This is a genomic window from Haloferax sulfurifontis, assembly GCF_014635105.1.
GTDB classification, from domain to species: Archaea; Halobacteriota; Halobacteria; order Halobacteriales; family Haloferacaceae; genus Haloferax; species Haloferax denitrificans.
Map to the genome: position 1 here is coordinate 186,214 of NZ_BMCI01000004.1, position 13,484 is coordinate 199,697.

The following is a 13,484-nucleotide window of genomic DNA, read 5'->3' on the forward strand; positions in this document are numbered from 1 at the left end:
GCGGAAGCGGTGGTTACTCGCCTTCGACCTGCCGCTGAATCGACTCGACGACTTCGGGGTTCCGAAGCGTCGTCGTGTCGCCGAGCTCCTCGCCGTTCGCTATCTCTTCGAGGAGCCGACGCATAATCTTGCCAGACCGCGTCTTCGGCAGTTCGGGCGTGAACACGACCATCTCGGGGCGAGCGATGGGACCGATGGCGTCCTCGACGCCCTCGATGATGCGCGCCCGCATCTCGTCGTCTTCGTCCTGTCCCTCCTCGGTGATGACGTAGGCGTAGACGGCCTCGCCTTTCACCTCGTGGTTGCCGCCGACGACGGCGGCCTCGGCGACGCCCTCGACGCCGACGATGGCCGACTCTATCTCCATCGTCCCGAGGCGGTGGCCCGAGACGTTGATGACGTCGTCGACGCGCCCGAGGATGGTGATGTAGTCGTCGCCGTCGATCTTCGCGCCGTCTTCGGGGAAGTAGACCCAGTCGTCGGGGTCGTCGCTGTCCACGTCGGAGTACTCCTGCCAGTACTCCTGGATGAAGCGCTCGTCGTTCTTGTAGAGCGTCCGGAGCATCCCCGGCCACGGCCTGTTCACGGTGAGATAGCCCGCCCGACCGGCGTCGACCTGCTTCCCGCTCGTGTCGACGATTTGGGCGTCGATGCCCGGGAGCGGCGGCCCGGCGGAGCCGGGTTTCATCTTCTTGACGCCCGGCAGGGTCGTTATCATCATCCCGCCGGTCTCGGTCTGCCACCACGTGTCCACGACCGGACAGTCCTCGTTACCGATGTGCTTGTAGTACCACTTCCACGCGCGCGGGTTGATGGGCTCGCCGACCGTCCCGAGTAGACGGAGGCTCGACAGGTCGTGCTGTTCGGGGAATCGGCTTCCCCACTTCATGAACGCGCGAATCGCCGTCGGCGCGGTGTAGAAGATGTCGACCGCGTACTTCTCGATGATGTCCCACAGGCGGTCGCGGTTGGGGAAGTCGGGCGTCCCCTCGTACATCACCGTCGTCGTCCCGAGCGCCATCGGGCCGTAGACGATGTACGAGTGACCCGTAATCCAGCCGATGTCGGCCGAACACCAGTAGGTGTCTTCCTTCTCGATGTCGAGGACGGCGTGAGAGGTCCACGCGGCGTACGCGAGGTAGCCGCCGGTGGTGTGTTTGACGCCTTTCGGCTGGCCCGTCGTCCCCGAGGTGTACATGAGGAACAGCATGTCCTCGGCGTCGCGCTCGACCGGGTCGATGCGCTCGCCGGCGTGCTCGTCGAGGAGGTCGTCCCAGTCGTGCTGGTTACCCTTGAGGTCGTGACCGAAGCCGTCGTCGCCGAGGCGGTCGACGACGACCGTCGCGTCGACGCCGTGGTCGACGCCGTCGAGGCCTTCGTTGGCCTTGTCGAGGTGGTCGAGCGGGTCGCCGCGGCGGTAGTAGCCGTCGCAAGTGACGAGGAATCGGGAGTCAGCGGAGTTCATCCGGGTCGCCAGCGCGTCGGCGGAGAAGCCGCCGAAGACGACCGAGTGCGGCGCGCCGATGCGGGCGCAGGCCAGCATGGCGATGGGGAGCTCCGGAATCATCGGCATGTAGAGCGTCACCACGTCGTCTTCCTCGACGCCGAGGTCGCGCAGGGCCGCCGCGAACTCGTTGACCTCGCGGTAGAGGTCCTGATAGGTGTAGGTCCGCGTCTCGCCGTGTTCACCCTCCCACTTGATGGCGACGCGGTTCTTGTCCCCGTTTTCGACGTGGCGGTCCACGCAGTTGTACGAGACGTTGAGCTTGCCGCCCGTGAACCACTTGTAGAACGGCGGGTTCGAGTCGTCCAGCACCTCGTCGTACTCTTCGTCCCAGTCGAGCATCTCGGCGGCCCGCTCCCAGCAGTCGGGCCAGTTCTCCTCGAACTCGTCGTAAACGGCCGGGTCGGAGACGTTCGCTTGCGCGACGAACTCCTCGGAGGGTTCGAACTCCTCTTGCTCGACCAGCCGTGCCTCCAGTTCGGTGTCTCCGTCTGCCATAGTACGTGTTACCTACACCAATCCTCCATGATAAATCTATGTAGTCACACAGTCCGGACGGACGAGACCGCCCCGGGCGGTCGCCGGGCTGTCGGTCGGTTACGAACCCCCATCGACGCGCGTATTCATCAGCGAAAAGTCATGTCATCCCCAGTGCTTCGGGGGGCTCGTCGCGGCGACGACCCCTCACATCACGCCGATGCTCTCGCGGTAGGTACCGTACTCCTCGGCGAACACGTCCATGATTTCGCCCATCGTGACGTACTCCTTGACGGCGTCGACGAGCACCGGCATGACGTTGTCGCCGTCGCGGACCGTCTCGCGGAGGTCGGAAAGCGCGGCTTCGACCGCCGCGTCGTCGCGGTCGTCCTTGACCGATTCGAGCCGCGCGAGCTGTCGGTCCTGCACCTCGTCTTCGACGTGGAGCAGGTCGGGGCGGGTGTCCCCCTCGGTGTCGTACTTGTTGACGCCGACGACGACCTCCTCGCCGTCTTCGACCCGCGACTGGTACTCGTAGGACGCCTCGCCAATCTCGCGGTGGTAGTAGCCCTCGTCGATGCCGGCGAGGACGCCGTCGCGGACCGAGCCGTCGCCCATCTCTCGAATCTCCTCGATGTAGGCCATCGCCTCGGCCTCGATTTCGTCGGTCAGCGTCTCCACGAAGAAGCTCCCGCCGAGGGGGTCGATGACGTCGGCCGCGCCCGACTCCTCGGCGATTATCTGCTGGGTGCGGAGCGCGACGGTGACGGCCTCCTCCGAGGGGAGCGCCAGCGCCTCGTCGAAGCTGTTGGTGTGAAGCGACTGCGTGCCGCCGAGGACGCCCGCGAGCGCCTGAATCGTCACGCGGACGATGTTGTTGAGCGGCTGTTGGGCCGTCAGCGACTGCCCCGCGGTCTGGGTGTGGAACTTCAACTGCGTCGAGCGCTCGTCCCCGGCGTCGTACCACTCCGACATCACGTCGTGGTAGATGCGGCGGGCGGCGCGGAACTTCGCCACCTCCTCGAAGATGGAGTTGTGGGAGTTGAAGAAAAACGACAGTTGCGGGGCGAATTCGTCCACGTCGAGGCCGCGGTCCACCGCGTCTTCGACGTAGGCGAAGCCGTCGGCGAGGGTGAAGGCGAGCTCCTGTACTGCCGTCGACCCGGCCTCGCGGATGTGGTAGCCCGACACCGAGATGGGCCGGATGCGCGGGGTCTCCTCGGCGGCGAACTCGACGGTGTCGGTGACGAGTTTGAGCGACGGCTCCGGCGGGATGACCCACTCCTTCTGCGCGATGAACTCCTTGAGCATGTCGTTCTGGAAGGTGCCGCCGATTCGGTCGCGGGGGACGCCGCGGTTGTCCGCGAGCGCGACGTACATGGCGAAGACGACCGGCGCGGAGGGGTTGATGGTAAAGGAGGTCGTCACCTCGCCGATGTCGATGCCGTCGAACAGCACCTCCATGTCGCGGAGGGTGTCGACCGCGACGCCCTCCTTTCCGACCTCGCCGTCCGAAAGCGGGTCGTCGGAGTCCTTGCCCATGAGCGAGGGCATATCGAACGCCGTCGAGAGGCCGGTCTGGCCGTTCTCGATGAGGTAGTGGAAGCGCTCGTTGGTCTCCGTGGCCGTGCCGAAGCCGGCGAACTGCCGCATGGTCCACGTCCGCCCGCGGAACATCGTGGGATACACCCCGCGCGTGTACGGGGACTCGCCGGGGAAGCCGAGGTCCGACTCGTAGTCGAGGTCGGCCACGTCGGCGGGGGTGTAGAGGTCGCCTACCTCGTGGTTGGAGACGGTGGCGAACCGGTCTTTGCGCTCGCCGCCCTTCTCCACGAACGGGTCGCGGGTCTCCGACTCCCACTCGTCGCGCGCCTCGCGGATAGACGCCAAATCGTCCTCGTCGTACATGTCCCTCAATCCGTATGGATGATGATTAAGGATTCGGGTCGACGAGGACGGTGGGCCCGCGGTCGGTTCGCCACCGGCCACGAGACTTCGACGGGCAGACCATCGCGCATATCATCCCCGGCTCACCTAGCTCTCGCTATGTACGACCGCGCGACAGCCACGGCGCGCCTCGACGCGGCGGCTCAGCCCGCCGCAGGCCCCGAACCCGTCGGAGCCGAGCGCTGACCGATGGCGCTTCTCACGCCCGAGACGACCCGCTGGGTCGCCGCCGCGACGGCGCTCGTGTTCGTCCTCGCCAGCGTCTCCTTCGTCGTCCCCGCGTCCGGGTCCGTCTCGCCGGTCCCCTTCGACGACACGGTCAAGACCGGCGGCACGTCGGTCGACGTTCGCACGGCCGAGGTCGAGGGGTTCGAGGTGCCGCTCGCACAGGTCCACTTCTCGCGGTACCGCTACATCATCGGCTACTACGACGTTCGCACGGCCGCCGCCGACGTGTCCACGCCCGAGAGCGCCCGCCAGTTCGGCGACCCGCTCGCGGTCTTCGTCACCGACTACGCGACCGTCTCGCCCGACCTCGACGGCGACGGCTACCTCCGGACCGAACACAACCGCACCCCCGGCTGGGCGAGGGCGTCCGAGGCGTCGTTCGTCGTCGACTCCGGCGCGCGAGTCCCGTCCGGCCCCATCGCCGTCCCGTTTTCCGACGCCGACGCGGCCCGCTCGTTCGCGGACGCCCACGGCGGCGACGTCGTCGACTGGGCGACGCTCCGCGACCGCGCCGGCGACCCGCTTTCGTCCCGGCTCGCCGCCTTCGAGTCGTCGGTCGCGGCCCACCACGAGTGGGCGAACCGGACCGCCGCCGCGAGCGACGCGCTGTTCGACAGGCCCGTCTCGACCGTCGTCGGCGAGGACGCGCCGACCGTCGGAGCCGCCGTCGAATCGGCCCCCGCGAACACGACGGTCTACGTCCCCGCAGGCACTTACTCGGTCGACGCGGTCGAGCTGAACCGCTCGGTGACGCTCCGCGGTGCCGGGAGCGACACGCGACTCGTCGGCGACGGAAACGGGAGCGTCGTCCACCTCCGCGCCGACCGGAGCGCGGTCGGTGACCTCTCGGTCTCCGGCGTCGGCGAGGTGGGGACGCGACGGGTCCGCGCCGAAAACGAGTCCGTCGACTGGGACACCCGCGTCGAACTCGCCTACGGCCGCGGCGACGCCGGCGTCGTCCTCGACGGCGCGAACGGGTCGGCGGTCCGCGGCGTGGAAATCGACACGCCCGCGAGCGGCGTCATCGCCCGCGAGAGCGCCGACAGCGTCGTCGACGGCGTGACCGTCCGCGGGGGCGACGAGCCCGCCGACGGCTTCATGGGCGTCGTCCTCATCGGCTCGCGGTCGGTCGTGCAGGACTCGACGTTCATCGACGGCCGCGACGGCGTCTACACCCACCGCGCCGACGGGAGCGTCGTCCGCGACAACCGCATGGAAGACGGCCGCTACGGCGTCCACCTGATGTACACCTCCGACGCGCTCGTCGCCGACAACGTCGTCCGCGGGGACCGCATCGGCGTCGTCCTCATGACCCGGCCCGTCGGCAACCTCGTGGTCGGAAACGACGTGCGCGAGTCGGACTTCGGCTTCATGCCCGCCGGGAGCGACACCTACGTCGCGGACAACGTGTTCGCCGACAACGACTACGGCATGGACGTGAGCGGCGACCGACAGGTGTACGTCCGAAACGTCGTCGCCGGAAACGGGGTCGGCGTCCGCGGGAGTTCGACGTTCCCGACGAACGTCGTCGTCCGGAACGACATCGTCGACAACGGCGTGCGCGTCGAGTCGTCGCTCGGCCCGATGCGGACGTGGACCGCCGGCGGCGAGGGCAACTACTGGGGCGACCTCCCGCTCGAAGACGCCGACGCCGACGGGGTCTACGACCGGGCGTACCAGCCCTCCGGGGCGGTCGACGCCGAACTCGGCCGCGAACCCGGCGCGCTCGCGCTCTCGGAGTCGCCCGCGATGCGCGCGCTCCGCCGCGCCCGCGACGCGGTGTCCGGCCTCCGCGGGTCCGGCGTGGTCGACGCCGCGCCCCGGACCGAGCCGGTCCGACCGGAGACGCTCGCCAGCCTGAACGCGACGGAGGAGACCGATGACTGACCACGAACCGACGGAGCCAGCGACTGACGAATCCATCACGATGCCGAACCGCGAACCCGCGACGACCGCCGAGACGGCTTCCGACGAATCGACGGGCGAGAACACCGATGCCGACGCCAGTGCGGACCCTCACCCTGAACCAGACCCGAACGTCGAGGGCGACCGGCCGGCCATCGCCGCGGCCGACCTCAGCCACGCCTTCGGCGACGTGGACGTCCTCGACGGCGTCTCACTGTCGGTCGCGTCCGGCGAAATCGTCGCGCTCGTCGGCCCCAACGGGTCGGGGAAGTCCACCCTTCTGCGGTTTCTCGCGCGCGTTCGCGCGCCCGACGAGGGAACCGTCACGGTGGCCTCGACAGATGCCGGCGGACGCGCCCGCGTGGGCTATCTCCCGCAACAGCCCGGCTTCCGCGCCGGCTTCTCCGCGGCCGACGCGCTCGAATTCTACGCGCAGTTCGTCGACGAAGACGTGAACGTGGCCGAGGTGTTGGAGCGCGTCGGCCTCGCGGACGCCGCGGACCGCCGGGTGGGCGCGCTCTCCGGCGGGATGACGCGCCTGCTCGGTCTCGGGCGGGCGCTCGTCGGCGACCCGGCCGTGGTCGTCCTCGACGAGCCGGCAAGCGGCCTCGACCCCGGCATGGTCGAGCGGCTGTTCGACATCGTCTCCGCCCTCGCCGACGCGGGCGTCGCGGTCGTCCTCTCGTCGCACAACCTCGGTCCCGTCGAGCGGACCGCAGACCGCGTGGTCGTCCTCGACGGCGGGCGGTTCGTCGCCGACGACGACCCGCGGGCGGTGGTCGAATCCGTCGGCGCGGCGGACCTCCAGACCGCCTTCGGCGACCTCGTGGCGACCGAGGGGGTGACGGGCAGATGAGCGGCGGCGACCTCGACGGCGTCGGTGACCTGTTCGCCATCGCGGCGCGCGAGCTTCGGACGGTCGTCAGAACGCCGGCGGTCGTCGCGCTCTCGGTCGTCTTCGGGCTGACCGTCGTCGCGGTCGCGGCCGCGGGGTCCGGCGCGCGCGGCGGCTACGTCCCACTGGTGCTCGACTTGCTCCCGTTCGTGGAGGCGCTCGTCCCGCTTCTCGCCGTCGCGCTCTGTTACCGCGCGGTGCTCTCGGACCGCGAGTCGGGCGAACTCGACGTGCTCCGCACCTTCGACGTGTCCCGGTCGGCCTACGTCGGCGGCGTCTACCTCGGCCGCGGACTCGCGGTCGTGTTCGTCGTCTTCGGGTCGCTCCTCGCCGCAGGGGCGACCGTCCCGGTGCTCTCGCCGCCGGACCCGACGTTCCTCGCGCTGAACGAGGCCGCCGACTCGCCGGTCGCGTTCCTCCGCTTTGCCGTCCTCGCGGTGCTTTTCGCCCTCGCGGTCGCGGCCGTCGCGCTCGCCGTCTCGGCCGCCGCGCGGACCGCCCGGCAGGCGATTGCGCTCGCCGTCGGCCTGGTCGTCGCCTTCGTCGTCGGCATCGACGCCGCCGCCATCGCCGGGCTGGCCTCGGGAACCCTCGGTATCGACGCGGTGCCGCTCGCGCTCGCGGCGAGTCCGAACGGGGCGTTCCGGTCGCTCGTCCTCGGCGTCGCCGTCGAGACCGGCGGGGCGGGGTCGCCGACCGCGGCGCTCGCGGGGCTCGTCGGCTGGGTGGTCGTCGCGCTCGCGGTCGCGGTGCTGACGGCGTGGCGACCGGTAGAATAGTGTTCCGGGCGGCGCAGGCGGCGCGCGCGCGAAGCGGTTACCCGAAGTTCTCGACTTTCGCCGCGTCGGCGTCGCCGCCGGCGGCCTCGACGGCGTCGGTCGCGCGCGAGACGAAGTCGGCGAAGCCGTAGACGAACACCTGTTCGCCGTCGTCGCCGGTAAGCGCGTCGGCGACGGCGTCTGCGAGGTCGGCGTCCTCACCGGTGACGACGACGCTCGCGCCGTCGTCGCGGAGCGCGGAGAGCCGGTCTTCGTGCGCGGGTGCGTCGTCGAGATAGACCACGGCGGCCTCGTTGCCGTCGGCGACCGCGGCCTCGGCGATGCCGACCGCGGGGCCGACGCCGGGACCGCCCGCGAGGACGACCACGCGCGACTCGCCGTCGTAGTAGCTCCGACCGAACGGCCCGGAGACCTCGACGTCGTCGCCGGCGGCGAGCGAGTCGAGGTGCTGGCTGAACGGGCCGGCCTCCTCGGGATCGATGCCGACGGTCACCTCGAACGTGTCGCCGACGCCGGGCGACGAGAGCGTGTAGAACCGCGCGTACGACTCGCCGTCGACCTCGGCGGAGAGCTTGACGAACTGGCCCGGTTCGGCCTCGAAGCCGTCGGGCGTCTCGAACTCGATGGCGACCGTGCCGGGGCCGACGTCGCGGGCCGCGGCGACGGTGACGATTGCGTCCATGCGACCGGGTTGGTCGCAGGCTCACAAGGGCCTTGCCTTCCCGGACGCGCGCGCCGGAGACCGGACGCGAATCGTGCGAGTCTCCCGCACGGTGTAAACCGGAAATAATTGTCACGAGAGGTCGAAACACACCATGATTGGACGTACGTTCAGTAAAATGCCGTCTACACACCGTTTGGATAGACAACTTCAATTCAATAGCGATATATGAATTTGTTCGTGCGATTTCTATCGATTATCAGTACCGACGTTTAACACCAATTTTCAGAAGGCTTTTGACCCGGCTATGGGTAGATTTCACCCAGCATGCCTGCGGACTTCAACTGGGCCATCGGCGGCGAGGCTGGCGATGGCATCGACTCCACGGGGAAGATTTTCGCTCAGGCACTCTCCCGGGCTGGACGCCACGTGTTCACCTCTAAGGACTTCGCTTCGCGAATCCGGGGCGGATACACCGCGTACAAGGTTCGGACTGCCATCGACCCCGTGCAGAGCGTCGTCGACAGACTCGACGTGCTCATCGCGCTCACACAACGAACAATCGACGAGAACCTCGACGAACTACACGAGGGCTCCGTCATCATCTACGACGGCGACCGCTCCACCATGGCGGACGTCGAAATCCCCGAGGGAATGGTCGGGCTGGACATCCCCCTCAAGGCGCTCGCCGAGGAGGCGGGCGGCGCAATCATGCGCAACGTCGTCGCGCTCGGCGCGGCGTGCGCCGTCGCGGACTTCCCCATCGAGAACCTCGACAGCGCGCTCCAGAAGCGCTTCGGCGGGAAGGGCGAGGCCATCGTCGAGAACAACAAGAAGGCGGCTCGCGCGGGCCTCGAATACGTCCACGACGAGTACGACCACGAGTTCGACTACGACCTCGAAACGACCGACGAGGACTACGTGCTCATCAACGGCGACCAGGCCATCGGCATGGGCGCCATCGCCGCCGGCTGTCGCTTCTACGCCGGCTACCCCATCACGCCCGCGACCGACGTGATGGAGTACCTCACCGGCCGCATCGAACGCTACGGCGGCCACGTCGTGCAGGCGGAAGACGAGCTCGCGGCCATCAACCTCGCGCTCGGTGCGGCGCGCGCCGGCGCGCGGTCGATGACCGCCACGTCCGGGCCGGGTATCGACCTGATGACCGAGACGTTCGGTCTCGTCGCCACCTCCGAGACGCCGCTCGTCATCGTCGACGTGATGCGCTCGGGTCCCTCGACGGGGATGCCGACCAAGCAGGAACAGGGCGACCTCAACATGATGCTGTACGGCGGCCACGGCGAGATTCCGCGCTTCGTCGTCGCGCCGACGAGCATCGACGAGTGCTTCTGGAAGACCGTCGAGGCGTTCAACTTCGCCGAAAAGTACCAGGTTCCGGTGTACGTCGCGGCCGACCTCGCAATGGCGGTCACGGAACAGACGTTCTCCCCCGAGACGTTCGACATGGACGAAGTCGAAATCGACCGCGGCAAGGTCGTCGACGACGACTCCATCGACGAGTGGCTCGACGAGGAAGGTCGCTTCCAGCCGCACGCGCTCACCGACGACGGCGTCAGCCCGCGCGCGTTCCCCGGCACGGAACAGGGCGCGCACATGTCGACGGGTCTCGAACACGACGAACTCGGTCGACGGACCGAAGACCGGTCGATGCGCGTCGAGCAGGTCGACAAGCGCGACCGGAAGGTCGAGACCGCAAAGCAGACCGAGGACTTCTCGCCGCGCGAGTTCGGCGACGCCGACTCGGACACGCTCATCCTCTCGTGGGGCTCCAACGAGGGCGCGCTCGTCGAGGCGCTCGACTTCCTCGAAGAGGACGGCATCGACGTGCGGTTCCTGTCGGTTCCGTACATGTTCCCGCGGCCGGACCTCACCGAGGAAATCGAGGCGGCGGACGAGGTCATCGTCGTCGAGTGTAACGCGACGGGGCAGTTCGCCAACGTCGTCGAGCACGACACATTGACCCGTGTCAAGCGCATCAACAAGTACGACGGCGTCCGCTTCAAGGCGGACGAACTCGCAGACGAAATCAAAGCCACCCTCGACGCAGAGGAGGTCTCAGCATGAGCTCAAACGTCCGCTTCACCGACTTCAAGTCAGACAAACAACCGACCTGGTGTCCCGGCTGTGGGGACTTCGGGACGATGAACGGCATCATGAAAGCCCTCGCCAACTCCGGCACCGACCCCGACAACACGTTCATGGTCGCCGGTATCGGCTGTTCCGGGAAAATCGGGACGTACATGCACTCGTACGCCATCCACGGCGTCCACGGGCGCTCGCTCCCGGTCGCCGCCGGCGTCAAGCTGGCGAACCCCGACCTGACCGTCGTCGCCGCCGGCGGCGACGGTGACGGCTACTCCATCGGCGCGGGCCACTTCATCCACGCCGTCCGCCGCAACGTGGACATGGCCTACACCGTCATGGACAACCGCATCTACGGCCTCACCAAGGGACAGGCCTCGCCGACCTCGCGCGAGGACTTCGAGACCTCAACGACGCCCGAAGGGCCCCAACAGCCCCCGGTCAACCCGCTCGCGCTGTCGCTCGCGGCCGGCGGCACGTTCATCGCGCAGTCGTTCGCGACGGACCACAAGCGTCACGCGGAAATCGTCCAGGAGGCCATCGAACACGACGGCTTCGGCTTCGTGAACGTGTTCAGTCCGTGTGTCACGTTCAACGACGTTGACACCTACGACTACTTCCGCGACAACCTCGTGGACCTCGCGGACACCGACCACGACCCGACCGACTACGACGCGGCCAAAGAGAAGATTCTCGACTCGTCGAAGGAGTACGAGGGTATCATCTACAAGGACGAAAGCTCCGTCTCCTACGAGGAGAAGTTCGGCGTCGACAAGGACATGTCGGACATCCCGTCGGGCGCGCCCGACGACGCGATGGATCTCGTCCGCGAGTTCTACTAACGCCGAACTCGCCGACGACGCCGCGCCGACCGCTCACCGAACTTCGACCGTTCTTTCGACCGTTCCCGGATGCTCGACAGCGCCCGCGAGCGCCGCGACCGCGTCGGTCTCGTCCACGTCGGCCCCGTGGACCGCGAGGACGACCACCACGTCCCCGTCGTGTTCGACCGTCGCGAGGTGGAGTCGCACCTCGGCCGACCCGCCCTCGTAGGCGACCATCTCGCCGTCGACGGCGGTCTCGCCGGCCTCGACCTCGACCGTCCCCGCGTAGGTGACGAGTTCCGTCTCCGACCCGAGCATCGTGACGTTCCGCGCGCCGACCTCGCGGACGCCGTTGACCTCGGGGACGTTTCCGAGCGCCTGCGCGTCGGCCAGCACGTCGAGACCGGCCGCGACGAGTTCGCGGTTGCCGAGGTTCGAAAGCGGGTTGACCGACTGCCCGGCGACCTCGGCGTTCGGCGACGAGACGACCGCGAGGGCCGTGATATCGTCGTCGTCGGTCGTCTTCGAGTAGCCGGACACCCAGACCTCCGCGCCGACGGAGCGAGAGGCGGGCCCGACGCCCACGTCGTACGAAAGCGGGACGACCGTGCTGTTGCCGTGGACGTAGCCGTGCGCCTCGTAGGCCGACGCGGGAATCGTCGCGGGCTGGGCCGCGAACGTGGTCGAATCGCCGAGCCCACCGAGGCAACCGGCGAGGGCGACGACGAGCGCGAGCGCGAGGGCTGTGCGTAGTTGAGGCATGCGACCTAGAGGCGCGCAGAGAGCATGACAGTCTCGCCGCCGCGAAAAAGAGCCGAGCGACCGGCCGAGTCGGTCCGAGTGGGACCAAGCGGAGCCGGGCGACCGAGGTGACCGAACCGCCGTCGAGTCTCCCGGCGGGTCTCCCGGCGACTCGCTCGTTACTCCACCGTCTCGATGCGGAGCTGGTAGCGCGTCCCGCAGTCGAGACACCGCGCGTCGTCGGACTCGATGAGCTCCGTCACCAACACCTCGCCGAACTCGCAGTTCGGACACTCGTAGACGAGCGAGTCACCCGCGATGCGGTGTGCGAACGCGTTCGTGTTCTCTTCTGTCAACGGCTCTGATGCGGACGACATTCCTGACCACCGTACAGATATGCTACCACGTGACACATAAACTATCCGCCGCCGAGCGTCGGTTGGCGTCGAATGACGAACGTCCGAGCCTCCGTGTGACATACACTCAGGCCGTGAAAGCCGGAAATTCGTCCGCCCTTTCGGAACGCCTTTTCAACTCGCGGCCCACTGCTCACCCATGACGGAGAACCCCGCCTCAGTAGACGACACACCGCGAGCGAACGGGATGCCGATGCTCGGCCTCGGAACGTGGCAGAACACGGACGCCGACGAGTGTCGCAACGCGGTGCAGACGGCGCTGGAGATGGGCTACCGCCACATCGACACCGCCCAAGCGTACGGGAACGAGTCCGAGGTCGGCGCGGGCATCGCCGCCGCCGACGTCGACCGCGACGACGTGTTCCTCGCGACGAAGGTGTGGATCGACGAGCTGTCCTACGACGACGTCATCGAGAGCACCGAAGTGAGCCTCGAAAAGCTCGGCGTCGACTACGTCGACCTCCTGTACGTCCACTGGCCGTCCCGCGAGTACGATGCCGAAGAGACGCTCGCGGCCTTCGACGAACTCGTCGACCGGGGGCTGACCGAGCGCGTCGGCATCTCCAACTTCGAACCCGAACAGGTCCGTGAGGCCGTCGAACTGTCCGAATCTGGAATCTTCGCCAACCAAATCGAGATGCACCCGCTTCTCCAACAGGAGGAACTCCGCGAGGTCTGCGCCGAAGAGGACATCGAAATCGTCGCGTACTCCCCGCTGGCCCGCGGAGCGGTGTTCGACGTGGACGTGCTATCCGATATCGCCGAGAAGCACGACGCGAGCGAGGCGCAGGTGTCCTTGGCGTGGCTCCGCGAGAAGGGCGTCACCGCGATTCCGAAGGCGACGAGCGAGGGCCACATCCGCGACAACTGGGAGTCGCTCGCGCTCGAACTCGACGACGAGGACGTGGCCGCCATCGACGCCATCGACGTCGAAGACCGCCGCGTCGACCCCGGCTTCGCGCCCTGGTAAGCGGCCGATCCCACGGTTTCCGGTTCGACGC

The 13,484-nt window shown here is 68.0% G+C and carries 11 protein-coding genes; 6 read left to right on the forward strand and 5 right to left on the reverse strand.

The window, feature by feature from the left end:
- Positions 1-13: 13 nt before the first annotated feature.
- Together acs and IEV64_RS12490 are read right to left on the reverse strand one after the other, a co-directional pair.
- Positions 14-2,002, reverse strand: coding sequence for an acetate--CoA ligase (gene acs, locus IEV64_RS12485; protein WP_188424009.1), 1,989 nt, complete (start codon positions 2,000-2,002; stop codon positions 14-16).
- A 186-nt stretch (positions 2,003-2,188) separates the two neighbouring features.
- Positions 2,189-3,889 (reverse strand): methylmalonyl-CoA mutase family protein, encoded by a 1,701-nt coding sequence (locus tag IEV64_RS12490; RefSeq protein ID WP_007275054.1) that lies wholly within the window; start codon positions 3,887-3,889, stop codon positions 2,189-2,191.
- 228 nt (positions 3,890-4,117) lie between these two features.
- Between IEV64_RS12490 and IEV64_RS12495 the strand changes: the two genes are divergently transcribed.
- Genes IEV64_RS12495 through IEV64_RS12505 form a run of 3 tightly spaced genes read left to right on the forward strand, consistent with a single transcriptional unit; the run spans position 4,118 to position 7,735 of the window.
- The gene (locus IEV64_RS12495; protein ID WP_188424010.1) at positions 4,118-6,043 is read left to right on the forward strand and encodes a NosD domain-containing protein; all 1,926 of its coding nucleotides are present in this window, start codon (positions 4,118-4,120) and stop codon (positions 6,041-6,043) included.
- Positions 6,036-6,917: an ABC transporter ATP-binding protein gene (locus tag IEV64_RS12500; RefSeq protein ID WP_188424011.1), complete on the forward strand. Its 882-nt coding sequence runs from the start codon at positions 6,036-6,038 to the stop codon at positions 6,915-6,917. Before IEV64_RS12495 ends, IEV64_RS12500 begins: the two co-directional genes overlap by 8 nt.
- On the forward strand, positions 6,914-7,735 hold the full coding sequence (locus IEV64_RS12505) for an ABC transporter permease (RefSeq protein ID WP_188424012.1): 822 nt from the start codon (positions 6,914-6,916) through the stop codon (positions 7,733-7,735). The genes IEV64_RS12500 and IEV64_RS12505 overlap by 4 nt, the downstream gene beginning before the upstream one ends.
- A gap of 37 nt (positions 7,736-7,772) precedes the next feature.
- On the opposite strand, the gene IEV64_RS12510 is transcribed toward IEV64_RS12505, so the two are convergent.
- A complete protein-coding gene (locus IEV64_RS12510; protein ID WP_007275058.1) occupies positions 7,773-8,417 on the reverse strand; it encodes an FAD-dependent oxidoreductase in 645 nt (214 codons plus the stop codon).
- A gap of 306 nt (positions 8,418-8,723) precedes the next feature.
- Here IEV64_RS12510 and IEV64_RS12515 point away from each other — a divergent pair, with 306 nt between their 5' ends.
- Positions 8,724-10,484 (forward strand): 2-oxoacid:acceptor oxidoreductase subunit alpha, encoded by a 1,761-nt coding sequence (locus IEV64_RS12515; protein WP_004044050.1) that lies wholly within the window; start codon positions 8,724-8,726, stop codon positions 10,482-10,484.
- Complete coding sequence (locus tag IEV64_RS12520) at positions 10,481-11,344, forward strand: 2-oxoacid:ferredoxin oxidoreductase subunit beta (protein ID WP_007275059.1); 864 nt, start codon at positions 10,481-10,483, stop codon at positions 11,342-11,344. The genes IEV64_RS12515 and IEV64_RS12520 overlap by 4 nt, the downstream gene beginning before the upstream one ends.
- A gap of 33 nt (positions 11,345-11,377) precedes the next feature.
- On the opposite strand, the gene IEV64_RS12525 is transcribed toward IEV64_RS12520, so the two are convergent.
- Positions 11,378-12,088: a DUF6517 family protein gene (locus IEV64_RS12525; RefSeq protein ID WP_007275060.1), complete on the reverse strand. Its 711-nt coding sequence runs from the start codon at positions 12,086-12,088 to the stop codon at positions 11,378-11,380.
- Between the two features lie 158 nt (positions 12,089-12,246).
- Complete coding sequence (locus IEV64_RS12530; RefSeq protein ID WP_049920544.1) at positions 12,247-12,444, reverse strand: hypothetical protein; 198 nt, start codon at positions 12,442-12,444, stop codon at positions 12,247-12,249.
- A gap of 226 nt (positions 12,445-12,670) precedes the next feature.
- On the opposite strand from IEV64_RS12530, the gene IEV64_RS12535 reads away from it, so the two are divergent.
- Positions 12,671-13,453 carry an aldo/keto reductase gene (locus IEV64_RS12535; RefSeq protein ID WP_007275062.1) on the forward strand — a complete coding sequence of 261 codons (783 nt, stop codon included), beginning with the start codon at positions 12,671-12,673 and terminating at the stop codon, positions 13,451-13,453.
- Positions 13,454-13,484: the final 31 nt, after the last annotated feature.